Origin of the sequence: Umezakia ovalisporum Ak1311 (genome assembly GCF_029891685.1) — a bacterium.
In the GTDB taxonomy this organism is placed as follows: domain Bacteria; phylum Cyanobacteriota; class Cyanobacteriia; order Cyanobacteriales; family Nostocaceae; genus Umezakia; species Umezakia ovalisporum.
This window is the reverse complement of record NZ_JANQDJ010000078.1, coordinates 1-18,206: the sequence shown is the minus strand read 5'-3', so window position 1 is coordinate 18,206 and position 18,206 is coordinate 1. Positions and strand designations below refer to the sequence as shown.

15 protein-coding genes and 1 pseudogene are annotated in these 18,206 nt (G+C 41.0%); 7 read left to right on the top strand and 9 right to left on the bottom strand.

Features of this window, described 5'->3' with window-relative positions; translation table 11 throughout:
• Positions 1-36 precede the first annotated feature (36 nt).
• From NWP25_RS15135 to NWP25_RS15125, 3 genes are all read right to left on the bottom strand, one after another.
• Positions 37-1,260, bottom strand: coding sequence for a DUF790 family protein (locus NWP25_RS15135; protein ID WP_280649535.1), 1,224 nt, complete (start codon positions 1,258-1,260; stop codon positions 37-39).
• Positions 1,190-2,761 carry a DEAD/DEAH box helicase family protein gene (locus NWP25_RS15130; protein WP_280649534.1) on the bottom strand — a complete coding sequence of 524 codons (1,572 nt, stop codon included), beginning with the start codon at positions 2,759-2,761 and terminating at the stop codon, positions 1,190-1,192. The genes NWP25_RS15135 and NWP25_RS15130 overlap by 71 nt, the downstream gene beginning before the upstream one ends.
• Before the next feature lie 65 nt (positions 2,762-2,826).
• Positions 2,827-3,975 (bottom strand): cysteine desulfurase family protein, encoded by a 1,149-nt coding sequence (locus NWP25_RS15125; RefSeq protein ID WP_280649533.1) that lies wholly within the window; start codon positions 3,973-3,975, stop codon positions 2,827-2,829.
• Between the two features lie 184 nt (positions 3,976-4,159).
• Here NWP25_RS15125 and NWP25_RS15120 point away from each other — a divergent pair, with 184 nt between their 5' ends.
• The 3 genes from NWP25_RS15120 to atpC all read left to right on the top strand — a co-directional run bounded on the left by NWP25_RS15120 (position 4,160) and on the right by atpC (position 7,796).
• The gene (locus NWP25_RS15120; RefSeq protein ID WP_280649532.1) at positions 4,160-5,602 is read left to right on the top strand and encodes a phospholipase D-like domain-containing protein; all 1,443 of its coding nucleotides are present in this window, start codon (positions 4,160-4,162) and stop codon (positions 5,600-5,602) included.
• Positions 5,603-5,811: 209 nt separating this feature from the next.
• Positions 5,812-7,260, top strand: a complete 1,449-nt coding sequence (gene atpD / locus NWP25_RS15115) for a F0F1 ATP synthase subunit beta (RefSeq protein WP_280649531.1) — start codon at positions 5,812-5,814, stop codon at positions 7,258-7,260.
• Positions 7,261-7,382: 122 nt separating this feature from the next.
• The gene (gene atpC / locus NWP25_RS15110; protein WP_280649530.1) at positions 7,383-7,796 is read left to right on the top strand and encodes an ATP synthase F1 subunit epsilon; all 414 of its coding nucleotides are present in this window, start codon (positions 7,383-7,385) and stop codon (positions 7,794-7,796) included.
• Positions 7,797-7,868: 72 nt separating this feature from the next.
• Here atpC and NWP25_RS15105 read toward each other — a convergent pair whose 3' ends face one another.
• The 5 genes from NWP25_RS15105 to fldA all read right to left on the bottom strand — a co-directional run bounded on the left by NWP25_RS15105 (position 7,869) and on the right by fldA (position 13,264).
• Positions 7,869-9,089 carry an acetate kinase gene (locus NWP25_RS15105; protein ID WP_280649529.1) on the bottom strand — a complete coding sequence of 407 codons (1,221 nt, stop codon included), beginning with the start codon at positions 9,087-9,089 and terminating at the stop codon, positions 7,869-7,871.
• Positions 9,090-9,390: 301 nt separating this feature from the next.
• Complete coding sequence (locus NWP25_RS15100; protein ID WP_280649528.1) at positions 9,391-10,395, bottom strand: transaldolase; 1,005 nt, start codon at positions 10,393-10,395, stop codon at positions 9,391-9,393.
• Positions 10,396-10,683: 288 nt separating this feature from the next.
• Positions 10,684-11,727, bottom strand: a complete 1,044-nt coding sequence (gene gap / locus NWP25_RS15095; protein ID WP_280649527.1) for a type I glyceraldehyde-3-phosphate dehydrogenase — start codon at positions 11,725-11,727, stop codon at positions 10,684-10,686.
• 139 nt (positions 11,728-11,866) lie between these two features.
• Positions 11,867-12,658, bottom strand: a complete 792-nt coding sequence (locus NWP25_RS15090) for an alpha/beta fold hydrolase (protein ID WP_280649526.1) — start codon at positions 12,656-12,658, stop codon at positions 11,867-11,869.
• Positions 12,659-12,751: 93 nt separating this feature from the next.
• Positions 12,752-13,264 carry a flavodoxin FldA gene (gene fldA / locus NWP25_RS15085; RefSeq protein WP_280649525.1) on the bottom strand — a complete coding sequence of 171 codons (513 nt, stop codon included), beginning with the start codon at positions 13,262-13,264 and terminating at the stop codon, positions 12,752-12,754.
• Between the two features lie 796 nt (positions 13,265-14,060).
• Between fldA and NWP25_RS15080 the strand changes: the two genes are divergently transcribed.
• The 4 genes from NWP25_RS15080 to NWP25_RS15065 all read left to right on the top strand — a co-directional run bounded on the left by NWP25_RS15080 (position 14,061) and on the right by NWP25_RS15065 (position 17,974).
• Entirely contained in the window at positions 14,061-14,435 is a 375-nt protein-coding gene (locus NWP25_RS15080; protein WP_280649524.1) for a DUF4870 domain-containing protein, read from the top strand.
• Between the two features lie 405 nt (positions 14,436-14,840).
• A complete protein-coding gene (locus NWP25_RS15075) occupies positions 14,841-15,674 on the top strand; it encodes a DUF2382 domain-containing protein (RefSeq protein ID WP_280649523.1) in 834 nt (277 codons plus the stop codon).
• A gap of 367 nt (positions 15,675-16,041) precedes the next feature.
• A complete protein-coding gene (locus NWP25_RS15070; RefSeq protein ID WP_280649522.1) occupies positions 16,042-16,872 on the top strand; it encodes a DUF2382 domain-containing protein in 831 nt (276 codons plus the stop codon).
• A 208-nt stretch (positions 16,873-17,080) separates the two neighbouring features.
• Entirely contained in the window at positions 17,081-17,974 is an 894-nt protein-coding gene (locus NWP25_RS15065) for a DUF2382 domain-containing protein (RefSeq protein ID WP_280656659.1), read from the top strand.
• 107 nt (positions 17,975-18,081) lie between these two features.
• On the opposite strand, the pseudogene NWP25_RS18850 reads toward NWP25_RS15065, so the two are convergent.
• A pseudogene (locus NWP25_RS18850) lies at positions 18,082-18,206 on the bottom strand (IS982 family transposase); the annotation flags it as partial.

Below are 18,206 nucleotides of genomic sequence, written 5' to 3'. Positions count from 1 at the left end.
CGTCTTCTGTAACTATGGCAATTGTTTCTATGGTTTTCAAGTATTCTCCTCAATGACTGCTAATACGGCTTTTGGTAATAACTTATCTTTGAACCAAACAATTTTGGCAGGGATATTATCTAATTTAACTCCAGCTTTTTCTAGATTTAATCTTTCAGAAATAGCTAAAATTAAATTATTACCTCCATAACGCCGCACCTGATAAAACTTTTTTTGTAAATATTCTGGTCGCCAATAACCGACTATTTCTAATAAAAAGTCACTTCCATTAGGATGTATTAATCGAAAGTCAGGAATCATCACACTACCAGGAATGGGAATCAAATCCACTTCTCTCTCTAATAACCAGTCAGTTTTGAGTGCATCCCACTTATCAACAAAAGATGATTCCAGCATACTATCGTAAGGTTTACCCTTGGAATAATGAGACACTAAACCACATTCAGAGTTGAGGGTAAATCTGCCAATATTCCAATTCTTGGTGTAGGGATCGCGAGTTTGTAATGTGGCTGAAAGACTCCATTTTGTCACATGAAGTAAAGCTGGAATTAATTTAGCGATCGCCAGCCCATATCGCGTACTAGGATTAAATAAACTTGTTGGACCATCAACGGTAATTGTGAACCCATGGTCGGCATCGCCTTCAATATAAGCCATCAATTGAAACAATTTCAAGTAACGAAACAACAGCTTATATTCCCCTGGAACATTGCGATGAGCATTTAAAATTAATTTACTAGCTTTATAAAAAATTCCCTGCACCTGAGACAAATTATATCTATTGATCAAATCCACTGGACTCGGTGCATCAAAATTAGTCAAAATCTTATTTTCAGCCAAATCAGCGTATAAACCATCACGCACCTGTGCCAACAAAACCTCACGTTTTAGTTCCTGACTCAATTCATCAGCAATTTTAGCCAAAATCACCTGACTACATTCCTCACTGGGAACCGATTTCGCCGCCAAAGCAAACACCCTTGCTCTCAACATAGAAGGTTCCAGAGGACTCACCACCTCAAAAGTACAGAAACTACTTTTGAGAATATGAGCCAACCCCCGTTTCACCCGATAATCCGTTGCGTCTCCTTCTAAATCAAACAGTTCACGTTCCAGCACCCCCTGAGACTTACCCTTGGCCGCTTCAAAACAACTAATTAACTCATTTCCCAAATCCAAACTTTTGTCATCAATCTTCAGTCTCTTGGGAATTATTTCCTCTCCGTTTTGACGATGAATCAGTAAATCCGTTGGTAACATTTCCCTGATTGCTCGAATAATTAATCTCTAACTGTTCCGCAGCCTTGGGAGTTTTACCTTTCCCACCCCCATAAACAACCCGTACATTCCCCCTCTTCTCTCCCTGCTCCCTGCTCCCTGCTCCCTTCCTCCTTTCCTCCCCTCGCCGTCGCGCCGAAGTCCCCTCCTCACTCGTATCCTCAGCCACAACCTCATACAAAATCGCCTGCTTATTAGCCACATTTCCCCTTCTTAACACCCTACCCAAACGCTGAACATACTCCCTCGTGGAACCAGTTCCCGACAAAATAATCGCCACAGCAGCAGCCGGAACATCAACTCCCTCGTTCAATACATGAGAAGCCACCAAGGTATTATACTCACCCTCACGAAACTTAGTTAAAATTTCATGCCGTTCCTTCACAGGAGTTTGATGAGTAATAGCCGGAATTAATAACTGTTGGGAAATACCATAAACCGTAGCATTATCAGCCGTAAAAATTAAAATTTGTTCACAGAAGTGTTCCGCCAATAAATTCGCCAAAATTCGCAACTTTCCATCAGTACCCAAAGCAATATTTTTAGCTTCCCGATGTGCTAACATTGCCCTACGTCCCCCGGTCGATCGCGCACTCATTTTGACAAACATTTGCCAACCTTGAATACTTCCCAAAGAAATTTTACATTGGCGCAAAAAATCATTGCGGGTTTGAATCAACCGATTATATCTTTCCCGTTCCTGCAGTGACAATTTAACTTTAATTTGGATAATTTCATGATTAGCTAACGCACTTCCGGCTAAATCCTCAGCACGTTTGCGATATACTTCCGGTCCAATCAAAATATTCAAATCAGCGTGTTTTCCATCAGTACGTTCTGGTGTTGCTGACAACCCTAAACGATAAGGAGCGATGGCATATTCTGCAATTACCCGAACAAAATCCGTCGGTAAATGATGACATTCATCAAAAACAATTAAACCATAGAGATTTCCCAAGCTTTCCGCATTAATAGCAGCACTATCATAAGTTGCAACTAAAATCCCTGTGCGATCGCGTGAACCACCCCCCAATAAACCCACTTCAGCATCAGGGAACGCCGCCACCAAATGAGCATACCACTGATGCATCAAATCCAAAGTAGGAACCACGATTAAAGTAGTGCGGGGTGTAGATTGCATCGCCATTTGCGCCAAATAAGTCTTTCCCGCCGCAGTAGGTAACACCACAACCCCCCGTCTTCCCGCCAACTTCCAAGCTGCTAAAGCCTGACTTTGATGGGGATAAGGCTCCATTTCCAAACTCGGAATTAAATCCACTGCATAAAATGCCTTTGCTTCATCAACAAAATCAACATTTTCTGCTTGTAGTGCTTCCAGCAAAGCGCGATACTTCATCGCCGGAATGCGAAATTTTTCTACCCTATCATCCCATGTTGCATAGTCCATCCAAGCTTTACCCCGTGGTGGTGGATGCAAAATTAATGTACCGCGATCAAATGTTAACTTAGGGGTGCGAGCCATTGAGCAAATATTTGTTTTTAGTATTCAACTGAGCGAACTTTATGCACTGAAAGCGACGAATAAAATTAAAAACTGAGTCTTTGCAAAATTTGCTCAAACACCATCCCTGCCCAATCTACATCAGCTGCGGTAGTGTCACGCCCCAATGTGAAACGAACTCCTCCCAAAGCCGCCGATTCTGAATAACCCATTGCTAAAAGTACAGGACTAGGGCTAAGTTTACCACTGTGACAAGCAGAACCAGCACTGATACCAATACCAGCCAAATTCATTTGTCTGACTAAAGCTTTACCACTGAGTTTCTTACCATCAGCGTGTTCTACGCAGAAACTCACATGATGAGGTAAGCGATGATCTAAATCTCCTGTAGGGATTAAACCAGGAATATTTGCCAATTGAGCAAACAACCGATGGCGTAACTTCATTAAACGGGGCGTTTCACCAGGTAATTCTGCACTGGCTAATTCAGCTGCAACACCAAAACCCGCAATCACGGGTACAGCTTGAGTACCAGAACGCAACCCCATTTCTTGTCCTCCACCAGCCAGCAGAGGTACCAACTCCGTACCAGGACGCACATACAGCGCCCCAGCCCCTTGAGGCCCATATATTTTATGACTCGAAAGGGTGAGTAAATCTACGGATAATTTTTCTACATCTATCGGTAAACGTCCCGCAGCTTGCACTGCATCTGTATGAAATAAAGCTTTGTGCTGCTGAGTAATATTTCCCAGTTCTGCAATTGGTTGGACTGTACCTATTTCACTTTGCCCATAAATAATGGAAACTAACACGGTGTTATCTTGCAAAGCTGTTTTTAAATCCCAGGGGCTAACTCTACCTTTACTATCTACACCCAAGCGCGTCACTTCCCAACCCCACTTTTCCAATAACCGCACTGGTTCAGAAATGGCAGAATGCTCAACCTGGGAAATAATTATGTGTTGGGGCACAGTGTACAATCTGGCAACGCCCATGATAGCTAAATTATTCGCCTCAGTACCACCCGCAGTAAAAATAATAGACTCTGGATTGGCAGCATGAATTAATTTTGCAACTTGAATCCTCCCTTGTTCAACAACTGTCGCGGCTCGTTGTCCCCATTCATGTAAGCTAGAAGGATTCCCCCATTGTTCCTTAAGTGCTACTTGCATAGCAGCGATCGCTTCTGGGCGAGTTGGAGTAGTGGCGCTGTAATCTAAATATATTTGCATATTACTAATAATTGTGTAAAACTACACACTCTTGACTAACTACTTATGTTTCCACAATGCAAGTGGGTAAGTAAATCTTGAAAAAATCTGAAAATTGCAGCACTTGCTATTTATCTACTAAATTGGGCATACTCTAGTTTAGAGAATAATGTGTTTATGCTTAATTCACTTTTAGCAAATTACCATGCGGTTTTTTCAAGAACAAAAATATATTTTCATTTTTGCTCTGATTCTGACAATCATGGGTTGTCAAAAAAAACCATTCCTACCTCAGCTTTTGCCACCTCTACCGCAAGATCCATTTGTTAAAGTTTACTTCAATCACTCCCAGGCTTCAAAATACAAAGAACCTCACCGCCAGCAAATTCGCCTGGGGGACAATTTAGAACAACAAATTATTGATGCTATTTCTCAAGCTCAAACCACAGTTGACGTAGCTATTTATGAATTGCGTTTACCTAAAATATCCCAAGCACTAGTAGAAAAGCAAAAGGCTGGCGTTAAGGTAAGAGTAATTTTGGAAAATAACTATAGTCGCCCTTGGAGTAGTTTAAGTTTGGAACAAGTCCAAAAATTAACCCCCAGGGAACAAGCACGTTACCAACAATTTGCTAATTTTGTAGACTTCAACCAAGATAAACAACTCAGCCCAGAAGAAATTAATCAACGAGATGCTTTAGTCATTTTACAAAATTCCCAAATTCCCTGGATAGATGACCGTGCTGATGGTTCAAACGGTGGTAATTTGATGCACCATAAGTTTGTGATTGTAGATAATCGCTCTTTTATTGTCACTTCAGCTAATTTTACTTTGAGTGATATCCACGGTGATTATACTAATCCTAGTAGTTTGGGAAATACCAATAATTTTTTACAAATTGATAGCCCAGAATTAGCTGTTTTATTTACTGAAGAGTTTAATATTATGTGGGGTGATGGTCCAGGAGGTAAGCTAGATAGTAGATTTGGGCTTAAAAAACCAATGCGATCGCCTCAAAGCATCACATTAGGTGAAACCAAAATTACTGTACATTTTTCACCTACTTCTCCTACAAAACCTTGGCAGATATCTAGTAATGGTTTAATTAGCAACGCTTTAAATTCTGCTACTCAATCAATTGATATGGCTTTGTTTGTTTTTTCTGAACAGCGTATTGCTAATATTCTACAAACCCGCCACCAACAAAATGTTTCTATCCGCGCTTTAATTGATTCACAATTTGCTTATCGTCACTATAGTGAAGCTATGGATATGATGGGAGTTGCCCTCAGTCATAATTGTCAATATGATTTTGATAATAATCCTTGGCAAAATCCCTTAACTACCGTCGGTGTACCCACCTTACCTAAAGGTGATTTATTGCATCACAAATTTGCCGTAATTGATCAACAAACAGTAATTACTGGTTCTCATAATTGGTCTCAAGTTGCCAATAGTGGTAACGACGAGACACTATTAATCCTGGAAAATCCCGTTATTGCCGCCCATTACCTGCGTGAATTTGTTCGTCTCTACGACAATGCTCAACTTGGTGTACCACCATCAGTACAAACAAGAATTACCGCAGCAGAAAAAAAGTGTCGCCTTAAGCTGAGACCATCTAAAAAAAGCTTTTTGCAATCTTAACCAATGTTCGTAAATTGTATATAACCAATTATCATACTGTTGACTGTTCCCTACTCCCTATTCCCTGTTCCCTATTGCCTGTTCCCTTTTTTTAAGAAATTACTAACGGAGTTGTGTCCCCGTCCAGTGCTAAAGTTAAAGATGACATTGCATAATCTTATGTCTTCCAAGACCCGATCTGAAATATAGCTTCAATAATTAGGCTCAGCATGGTCACCACAGCAGAAAAAACAAACATTGGCTACATTACCCAAGTTATCGGTCCGATTGTAGACGTTAAATTTCCCAATGGGAAATTACCGCAAATCTACAACGCTTTGACCATCAAAGGCAGCAACGGAGCTGCACAGGAAATCAACCTGACCGTTGAAGTACAACAGCTTCTGGGTGACAACCAGGTACGAGCTGTTGCTATGAGCTCTACTGATGGCTTAGTACGAGGTCTGGAAGTTATTGATACAGGTGCTGCCATCAGCGTCCCAGTTGGTAAAGCTACCTTGGGACGGATTTTTAACGTCCTAGGTGAACCTGTAGACAATCAAGGTCCTGTAAATACTGAGGAAACCTTACCCATCCACCGTTCTTCTCCCCAATTCACTGAACTGGAAACCAAACCTTCGGTGTTTGAAACAGGGATTAAAGTTGTTGACCTCCTGACTCCCTATCGACGCGGCGGTAAAATTGGTCTATTCGGCGGTGCAGGTGTTGGTAAAACCGTCATCATGATGGAATTGATTAACAACATCGCTACACAGCACGGCGGTGTGTCTGTGTTTGCTGGCGTAGGTGAGCGCACCCGTGAAGGTAATGACCTGTACAACGAAATGATTGAATCTGGGGTAATCAACAAAGATAACCTCAACGAATCCAAAATTGCCCTTGTTTACGGTCAGATGAACGAACCACCCGGAGCCAGAATGCGGGTAGGTTTATCAGGTTTGACCATGGCGGAATACTTCCGTGATGTAAACAAGCAAGACGTATTGCTGTTTGTTGACAACATTTTCCGGTTTGTACAAGCAGGTTCTGAAGTATCTGCTCTGTTGGGTCGGATGCCTTCAGCTGTGGGATATCAGCCCACACTAGGAACTGACGTAGGCGCACTACAAGAACGCATTACCTCCACAACAGAGGGTTCCATTACCTCAATTCAAGCGGTATACGTACCTGCGGATGACTTAACAGACCCCGCACCTGCAACTACCTTTGCTCACTTGGATGGAACCACAGTACTATCTCGTAGCTTGGCTTCTAAGGGCATTTATCCCGCAGTTGACCCCCTAGCTTCTACCTCCACCATGTTGCAGCCCCAAATTGTAGGCGAAGAACACTACAGAACTGCCCGGGCTGTACAGTCAACCTTACAACGCTATAAAGAACTTCAAGACATTATCGCCATTCTCGGTTTAGATGAATTGTCTGAAGAAGACCGTCTCACCGTAGCACGCGCACGTAAAGTTGAACGCTTCTTGTCTCAGCCGTTCTTTGTGGCAGAAGTATTCACAGGTTCTCCCGGTAAATATGTCAAATTGGAAGACACTATCAAAGGCTTCCAAATGATTTTATCTGGTGAATTTGATGAACTACCAGAACAAGCCTTCTACTTGGTGGGCGACATTAACGAAGCCATCGCTAAAGCTGAAAAGCTCAAAGGATAATTCGTAATCCCTCTTGCAGAGGAGAGCTTCTCGCTAACGTAATTCCTAATTCGTAATTATCGTTTTAATTGCGAGTTATGAATTACCGGTTATTTAGTGCTCACCAATAAGAAATTAGCAATATGCCTCTAACTGTTCGTGTAGTTTCCCCAGATAAAACAGTCTGGGATGCCGCAGCTGAAGAAGTAGTTCTACCCAGCACTACTGGTCAGTTAGGTATCCTCAGTGGACACGCACCTCTATTGACTGCTTTGGATACAGGTGTCATGCGCGTCCGCCCCAGCAAAAACCAAGATTGGCAAGCCATCGCCCTATTGGGTGGCTTTGCCGAAGTGGAAGCAGATGAAGTGACAATTTTAGTCAACGGTGCTGAACGTGGCGATGCTATTCAACTAGAAGATGCTCGTGCAGCTTACAACCAAGCACAAACACGTCTAAATCAAGTGCCAGCAGGCGATCGCCAAGCTCAAATTCAGGCAAGCCAAGCCTTCAAACGCGCCCGTGCTCGTTTTCAAGCTGCTGGTGGTTTAGTCTAAATTGAGACACCCTTATGGGGTGGGCATCTTGCTCACCCCTGAATGGAATTTTCGCGAAAGAGGCAACGTTAGCTAAGTTTTTGGCACAAGCTGCCAACATTGTTGAGCAATAGCCCAATCTTCTTGAGTCTGAACTACTAATACCCGCACAGATGAGTCTTGTGTGGCTATATCTTCATCCATCGGCTGCTGCTGATTTTTCCCAGGGTCAATTTTTAACCCCAAAAATCCAAAGGCTTCACAAGCTGCTTGGCGAATTCCTGCCGATTTTTCCCCTATACCTGCGGTAAAAACTAAAACATCTAATCCACCCAAGCTAGGCAGCATTGATCCAATACCAGAGCGTAAGTGATGCACATACATATCCCACGCCAGTTGAGCGCGGTAGTTCCCTTCAGCGATAGCGGCGATCACCTGGGGTAAGTCACTCGATACACCTGAAATTCCCCGTAAACCAGAAGCTTTATTTAAAACATAATCTAATCTTTCAGCAGAGTAATTTGATTGCCGCAACAAATAAATCAAAATTCCCGGGTCAACTGAACCAGAACGACTGCCCATCATCAACCCATCAAGGGGAGTAAATCCCATAGTAGTATCAACACTACGACCGTTTTTAACAGCTGCTAACGAACAACCATTGCCTAAATGACAGGTAATTAAGCGCAAGGATGCTAAATCTCGTTTGAGAATTTGGGCAGCACGATTTGAGCAATATTGATGACTGATACCATGAAAACCATAGCGGCGAATACCTTGCTCTACCCATTCATAGGGGCCAGGATAAATTGCAGCGGCATCAGGGAGCGTGGCGTGAAATCCTGTATCAAATACTGCCACTTGGGTAACATCTTCCAAGCTTTGCTCAATGGCTTCTATACCTTCTAAAGCAGCTGGATTATGTGCTGGAGCTAAATTTGATAAATTGCCAATGGTCTTTTTTACATCTTCTGTAATCACCACACTTTTTCTGTATTGTTGACCACCATGCACTACGCGATGCCCCACCACATCAATTTCTGAAAGATGATTAATCACTTTAGTAGCTCCACGACTGAGGGTGTAGAGCATATAAGCAACGTGTGCCCGTCGCGAGTCACCATAGATTGATTCTTGTAGCACAGCCCCTGTAGCTGTTTTTACCTCAATTTCCGCCACACCCCGGTCTTGAGTCCAGTTAACTTTTCCTGACCACAGGGGCTGGGGTAGTTCACTGGGGAGACTATCATCTCCAATATCATACAAACAACTCTTTTGGCTGCTCGATCCAGCATTTAATACCAGTATTTTCATTACTTTTTCTTGTAACTTAATCTGTGCACTTTTACCTATCAACTTTAAAGGTGTTGAATAAACTTGTTACGAAAAATTTATTAGAGGAAACTACCCTCAATAGTGTTTTTACTGCCTACTTTCCCAGTCCACCTTGATTAATCACAGCAAAGACCAGTTATTCAAGTAATTATTTTCATCGGCAACGAATTTAGATAACCTATCAAGTGGTGAGCTGTTAATGGTTGATGGTTTGATTGCCTCCGGCACTTCGCTTTGCGCAATCACAACTAACCACTAACAACTAACCACTACTTACATACTAATGGCTGGCAATTACTTGTCCCTCAAGGCTAGCCAGTCGCTCTGCTAATAGTTTTTCTAGAGAAACTAGTGCTTTAGTAAAGCCATCAATACCCTCTGCTAGTTTTTCAGATGCCATGCGGTCATCTGCGTGCATCTTGTCATAGGTAGCTTTATCAACGGATACCTTTTCCATTTCTATCTGTGCTGCTTGAGCAGGATCAAGTTTGCGTGGCAGTTCTCCAATAGTTGCTTGCAATTCTGCCAACAGACCTGGAGAAATGGTCAGCAGGTCACAACCCGCCAGTTCCGTAATTTCGCCAATATTACGGAAACTAGCTCCCATAACTTCGGTTTTATAACCAAATTTTTTGTAGTAGTTGTAAACTTTCGTAACTGACAGCACCCCTGGATCTTCCGCTGGTGGGTAGCTATCCCGTCCAGTATCTTTTTTGTACCAGTCGAGAATCCGCCCAACAAACGGAGAAATTAACGTCACGCCGGCTTCTGCACAAGCGATCGCTTGGTGCAGACCAAACAATAAAGTTAAGTTACAATGAATACCTTCCTTCTCCAAAATTTCCGCAGCGCGAATTCCTTCCCAAGTCGTGGCAATTTTAATCAACACGCGATCGCGATCAACCCCAGCTGCCTTGTATTGAGCAATCAATTCCCGCGCCTTGCTGACAGTAGCTTCAGTATCGAAAGACAGGCGAGCGTCTACTTCTGTAGAAACACGACCAGGAATAATTTGTAAAATCTTTAACCCGAAAGCCACTGCCAGACGGTCAAAAGCCAAAGTCACAATATCCCCTTGGCTAGCAGCAGAACCAACATCTTTCTTAGCTTGGAGTAAAGTTTGATCAACAATTTCCTGATATTCCGGCATCTGTGCCGCCGCCGTAATCAGAGAAGGATTGGTAGTAGCATCTTGGGGTTTAAACTTTTCAATTGCCTTAATATCGCCTGTATCCGCAACCACAACGGTCATTTGTCGCAATTGTTCTAGTAAACTTTTAGACATAAAATTCTCCATGATTTCTACTGGTTTCGGACTGACGGAATTTCCTACTTCTTTACATTCTTGACTGTTCCCAACAATTCCGATTTTGGCAACCTAAAGAAACATTGCCTAAATGGGCTAGCTGACTTCAGCCACAGCCCTATTTTAGGTGCGTTACCCAAAATTTGCTGTCCAATATAATGCTCTTTAATTAAACTGGTTGTTCCCGAGTTAGCAATTGGCACACCCCGCCATTGTGTTCAACTCATTTCTTTTCCACAGATGCCATACCTACTTCCCCGTTCCAGATCAAGCTTTAGTACCAACATTAATGACTTGTTCTTTTTGTAACATCAACAACATTAAATCAACCACTCGGTTGGAGTAGCCCCACTCGTTGTCATACCAAGCCACCACCTTAAAAAAGTTGGAGTTTAACTCAATACCAGCACCTGCATCAAAAATGCTAGAATGAGTATCCCCCTGAAAATCAGTGGAAACTACTGCTTCGTCCGTATAGCCTAATATACCTGCTAGCGCACCTGCGGCTGCTTCTTCCATCGCCGCACAAATTTCCTGGTAAGTAGTAGCTTTAGCAGTTTTAAAAGTTAAATCAACCACAGAAACGTCGGGAGTAGGAACCCGAAAAGCCATACCAGTTAACTTACCTTTCAATTCTGGTAAAACAAGTGCCACTGCTTTCGCCGCCCCAGTGGAAGCGGGAATAATATTTTGAGCTGCACCCCGTCCACCCCGCCAGTCTTTCTTGCTGGGGCCATCTACAGTTGGTTGAGTAGCAGTCATGGCATGAACCGTAGTCATCAACCCTTCGGTCAGTCCGAAGTTATCATTGATTACCTTAGCTATGGGAGCTAGACAGTTTGTTGTGCAACTAGCATTAGAGACAATCAAATCTTCTGCTGGATCAAATAGGTGATGATTCACACCCATTAACAGCGTCCGCACTCTATCTGGATCTTTCGTGGGAGCAGAAATGAGCACCCGCTTGGCACCAGCTTCCAGGTGTTTTGCAGATCCATCATAATCCGTGAAAAGTCCAGTGGACTCCACAACATAATCTGCATTTAATTTGCCCCAAGGCAACTCAGCCGGATTTCTCACCGACATACAAGGGATAAAATACCCATCAATGACAATACCATCATCCTTGGCTTCAACCTTACGTTTCAACTGACCGTGAGTGGAATCGTACTTGAATAGATAAGCCAGGTTATCTGGTGGTACTAAGTCATTAATCCCCACAAATTCGATATTGGGGTTATTAATACCAGCCCGGAGCACAAGTCGCCCGATACGACCAAAGCCATTGATGCCAACTTTTAATTTAGTCAAGATTAAACCTCCTGTTATGGGAGTTGAACAAAAGGCGCAAGGTAAAAGAACATGACTTTTACTCTTTACCTTCTGATCCTGACAGTCTTAACTAACTAAGGCATATTTACTTGGCTTATTTTAAGGTTTTACCTTGTCGTTAGGGTTGCGGGATGTAAATACCAGTTTGCGAAGCTTGTGCAGAAATAGCCATTGCCTCCGGCACTGCACTTTGTGCAATCTTTTTCCCATCATAACATTTCCAGAAATTTAAAATTTGCTCACCCACCTGTTGAGGATGAAAGTAGTGAAAAAAATGATACCCTTGGGCACATTCCCAGAGTCTATCTTCTGGTTTGAACCAATTGCACCAGTCATGCAAAGCAGGCGGATTCACTACCGAATCAGTCTTACTACCACACACCATCATCGGCATAGCAACGCCTCCCTTCGGTAAATACATCAACTTAAACAATGAATGGGGCGAGGGCGATTGTTCTAAATCTTTATCTAAAGCAGTGATTAACTTTTTAGTGGTTTGAGGTGGTTGGTGACCAAAAAGAATGCGAACAATGTTCACCAAAACTTGCTCACGACTGATACTGAACATCTGTCTTTGAAAGTAATAATGAGCATGCCAAGTGTTAGCTGGTTGAGATGCTACAGCTAAAAGGGTCAGCGATCGCACTTTTTCCGGATAGCAACGGGCAAACATTAAAGCGATCGCACCATTTATCCCATGACCAGCTAAATGCACCGCACCAGGGTAAGATGCCAAAAAATCATGTAGCAACAGCACAGCTTGATCTACAGAACTAGCTTCATCCCTTGTTTGTTGATATTCCCACTGAGCGATCAACATATACTTAGACAGATGTTGAAGCAATGGTTGATCAAAACGCTTCAACGCAGGACTAGTGTTTAACCAAACAACATCAAATAATTCACCCATAAATAACCGCAATTGCCTTAAATTAGAACTTATAAATTAAACACCACCGCCATTACCCAGCCAGATGACAGGTAATGCGGCAGACTCTATTTCCTACAAACCAAATTCCGTCTTCAACTGTCCAACCCACTGCTGAATGCGTTTATCTGTCAGGTCAGGTTGATTATCATCATCAAGTGCTAAACCACAAAACTTACCATTCCGCAAAGCTTTAGAATCGCTAAAGTCATACCCATCAGTTGACCAATAGCCCACAGTTTTACCTCCCTGCTGGGAAAGTTTTTCTTCCAAAATTCCCATAGCATCTTGGAAATTATCACTATAGCCAATTTGGTCTCCAGTACCAAAATAACCAACCAACTTACCACTAAAATCAATTTCGTCCAAGTTAGGAAAAATAGCTTCCCAATCGCTTTGAAGTTCACCAATATTCCAAGTTGGGGAACCAATAATCAAATATTCATACTCATTAAAATCACTCAGATCGGCTTGAGAAATATCGTGTAACGTCACGACATCACCACCAAAAGTATCACGAATCATTTCAGCAACAGTTTCAGTTTTGCCAGTTTGAGTACCGTAGAACAAACCAATTTTTTTTGACATTTTGACACCTGATAAATAGTTTTAACATGATTTCCGTGAATAGACTTGACCCCTCTCCAGCACCCACAGGAGAAAAACTGAAAATATCTTGTAGGGTGGCTTTGTCGCTATGGATGTGTAACAAAGCCTAAAGGTAAGCGAGTTTAAACTGGGTCGTCACACCTACTCACCGAAAGAATCCGGAGTTTGAACAATCATGCCGGTCATGACATTAGCTCCCGAGAAACTTTGCGAATCTCTGAGAATAATAAACAAATTAATGATTATTTATCTCAATAACTTTAAGATATATCTTATTGCCACTTATTGCAACTATTTATCACTAGTTTTTAAAATTTTTGTTACAGAAAACATACCTATACAGGGAAATACCTTGACATCATTAGCTTTCAGCCATATTATTCTTTCCTAAAATTTTTGTATTAAACCTGCTATTAAATTTCAATAAGCCTGTGCTATAGTTGGAGATGCTCATACAATGTCAATAAACCTGCCGCGGTTGTGTGGCTGAATCTTGTTTTGAGAGTTTGGGATCACAAAACAAAGATTTAGCCGTTTTTTTGCGATTTCAAAAACCCATACGGTGAAAGCGTTCACCTCAACAGTTGACCTGTTCTGCCCAGAAGTTTTCCCCCTCCCCAGCCGTACTTTTTAATCCTTGATCCAATATTTGCTGTATTAAACCTTATATCCTAAGTAAAGTCGGAACCACTGCCAAAGTACGGTAATCTTCAATACTCAACCCATCATATCTTCGTTAAAATAGGAGTTAGAAACTAACTTAAGAGAACACCAGATGCAAGTTGAATACAATTCTGATAAGCGTAAATTGCTATCATCTCTATGTCATGGAGCTATTTTTTTTAGCACAACATTATTCTCTATAGGGGTTCCAATTGTCATTAACTTAATTTCTGACGACCCAGTAGTGAAAAGCAATGCGAAAGAATCGATTAATTTTCACTTCAATGTTTGGTTCTGGGCAACTATAATTGCAGTTCCCATAGGAATTATATCTTTCCTCACCTTTGGACTGGGGGGAATTTTATTCTTTCCCGTTGTTGCATTGGGCTTTCTACTCCACTGGGGCTTGACAATTTGGGCGCTGTTTCACTGTTTAACTCAATCAGATCAACCATTCCGTTATCCGTTTATTTTTCGACTTTTATAATTTCACCAAGTCAATATGTTCTTGATGAAAAAGGGACAGAATAATATCCCTTTTTTATTTTGTCATGACCTTTAATGGCGAAGTGATGAAATTAATGAACATTGACGCTCAGTACACATCTTACCCCCGATTGTATATTCACGCAGCAATTCTTTACTCTTACCTGTAGCATATTTTCACAGAGGACAAATTTATATCTTAAGTTATATATAACTCTAGCAATCCTAAATAAGTTCGCAATCAAATATCATCGCCATAGGCAATTCATACCAAGGCAAATTATTCAGACTTAAACCATAAACTATATTGCCTCAATTTATTTTCTCAATTCACCCGCCAGCCAGATGAACACCAACACAATATTTTTTACGCTGATATATATAAATATTCTACACCTGGAAATATATGCCTCTTTACAAACTCGAAGAATTTGACCCCAACTACCGAGAAACCTTTGGCGGTGCTGATGTTAAAGTTTTAGACCTTTACACTGAAGGAGGAGTAAGAGTCGGCTCAGTAGCTGATGCCTTAGTTGACCAAGATGGACGTTTTCGGTATTTAGTTATTGACAGCAGCCTAGACTCTACTAGCAAGAAGATATTACTACCCATTGGTCTAGCCCACATCAATTACCCAGCTAACCGTGTTTATGTCGATGGACTGAGCAAAGAACAAGTCGAACGTCTACCTCAATATCAGGAGACCATGACGGTTGATGAAAATTATGAAAAAGAGGTACGCCTTGTTTTTCTTCCTGAAAGCAAAGAAGAACTTCCTGAAGCCCAAACATCTACTTACCAAAGAGAACCGGATTTATATAGTTTAAATGAACAATATCATCAAACACTCAGGCTCTATGAAGAAAGATTGATTGCTAACAAGCATCGAGTCAAAACAGGGGAAGTAGGACTTGGTAAGCACGTTGAAACACAAACTGCACGAGTTACAGTACCTATTAATAAAGAACGTGTTTTAATTGAGCGAGTTCGCCCAACAGAAGCAGGAACAGTTGTAGATCCCAACGCCCTCAAGTTTCAAGCCGGGGAAGTAACACGTATAGAATTGTACGAAGAAATGCCGGAAATTCGTAAAGAAACCTTTGTGCGCGAAGAAGTGAGAGTGAAAAAAGTTGTAGACCGACACACGGTAGAAGCACAAGACACAATTCGTCGAGAACAATTAGATATTGATACTACAGGTGAATTACGTGTAGATGAAACTGCTACAAAAAGAGAATAAATTCTTCCATTACTTGGGGAAATAATTTGTTTTGAAGATTGATATCTCATCATGCAGGCAGGGTGAATTTACCTCTGCCTCTACTTTTATTTTAAATTTTTGTTTAATAAAAATTTAAAATAATTTAGCAAAATACATATTGCTTACTTCTTGACTAACTTGAGGATATGAGCTTCTGAGTTTTCACAAATAGAATATAGTTTCCATTGTTTTAAGTTTCTGTTTTTATAGAACTAAGTTATAAAAATATCTATAACTTTTGATATTTGTTGTTTAATAAAATCATTCTATAGTACGAGGAAAAGCTATGAACAAACATTTATCTTAGTTCTTAAGACATGGTATGAAAACTCAGAGGTAAAATGTAATGTCTCTTCACAAATTAGCAGATTTTGCTCCAAATTATCATGAAAATATTCAAGGCAAGGACATTAAAGGATTAGGTGTCTACACAGATAGAAATAATGAAAAGATTGGTACAGTTAGTGATGTTTTAGTTGATGAAGAAGGACGTTTTCGCTATCTAGTTGTTGATTTAGGTTTTTGGATATTTGGTAAAAAAGTTTTACTACCCGTTGGACGTTCTCGCATTGACTATGATGCTGACCGGGTTTACGTCATTGGTCTGACTAGAGAACAGGCGGAAAATTTACCGGAATTTCAAGAAGCTAGAACACTTGACTACGACTATGAAGAACAGGTGCGGAGAGTTTATCGTGATACCCGACCTGTAGAACCACCAGAACCCACTTATACCCGTGAAACTTATACTTATGAACAAGAACCTTCTTTGTACAGACTAAATCAGCAAGACCATCAAACTCTACGTTTGTATGAAGAACGGTTAATTGCTAACAAAAGACGCGAAAAAACTGGAGAAGTAGCTATTGGTAAACACGTTGAAAGTGAAACTGCAAAGGTTTCTGTACCAATAGAAAAAGAGCATGTTGTGATTGAGCGTATTACTCCAGAAGATGCAGGTAAAGTTGTTCCTACTAGCGAAGCTGACTTCCGCGAAGGCGAAGTTGCTCGCATAGAAATCCATGAAGAAACTCCCGAAGTTCGCAAAGAAGTAGTTTTGCGTGAAGAAGTCAAAGTTCAAAAGGTCGTGGAGCAGGAGATTGTTGAGACCCAAGACACTGTCCGCCGCGAAGAGTTAGATGTTAATGCTCCCAATCTTCCAGTTGAGGAACGCTAATCAACAATAACAAAGCAAATAGCCACAAACCAATAACTCATTCAACTTCGTGTAGGTGGTTTTTGGTTTTATTGATGAGTTTCATGATTGAGTTAAACTACCTCATTAATTACTATCAGGCTTTAGTGGTGGTTTTCAATCTCTCACTATCTGCCTGATAAATGTTTGCTATGTACTGACTTAATAAAAGCATCTTGTCAATTTTTTTATGAATGCCCAACCAATGGCAAATCACTTTAAACCAGTTAACCAAAATACTAGTATCAACACCTTATTAGAAAGCTTCAGAAATAAAGTACGAAATTTTTCGGTAACTGATAACCAAGGTGAAATAGTCGGTAAAGTCAAAGATTTGATTTTGGATGCCAATCATCGGCTCAATTTAGTCATATCTCAACAAGTCAATCAAACATTTTTCCAAGACACAACAGTAGATATCAGTTCTGAGCGTTTAGTTTTATTATTGAGCAAAAAAATCAAAAAAATCGATGATTCTGTTCAATCTATCCTCCTAGAAATAGACAAATCAGAAGTAGAGCTTATGCCTGAATATTTAGAACAAAAAACTCCACATCTTCAAAGAAAAGTAGACGAATTAAATCACACAAATAGCAATAAACAAATGCTTTACAGTCAAAGCCAAACTGGAAAATCAGCAGAGGGTGAAGACGAAAATATTGTTCGTTTATTAGAAGAAAGACTCATAGCTGAACACAGCAAACGCAAAATTGGTGAGGTGATTGTTCGCAAAGAAATTCAAACTCGGATGGTACAAGTACCCGTGCGAAGTGAAAAGTTAATTATAGAACAAGTTAGTCCAGAAAATAAGCAACTTGCAGAAATTGACTTGAGCCAAGGTGAAACTTCTGGTGTTCAGTTGATGCAAAAAGAGAAACCATTAGGTACAGTTTCCAATGGACATTTAACAGTAAGCGGTGAATTTAGTTCACCAAAAATTGCTAGTTTACTTTTAAATGCCATCGCTTTAGAACAAAACCACGGCTGTCAGCACTTGCAAATCACAATTGCTGTTACAGATGAGTCATTGCAAAAAAAATATCAGGAGTGGTTTGCTCGTTGTTCTCAAGGTCACAAACCTTAGGGTTAAAAATCAGCTGATAGGTAGTAAATTAACAGGGTCGGCATCATTGTCAACCCTATATTCTTATTTCTTCTTGCTTATTTTTGACAATATACGCCTAATGTGAATTAAATAGGTTGAGACTGGAAAGTGAGAACATTAATACCAAAACGGCGACGAAGCAAAAGACGTAGAGTGTGAGAGGCAATTTTAGCCGCAATATGGACACAAAAGCCGTCAACAGTTTTGTTGA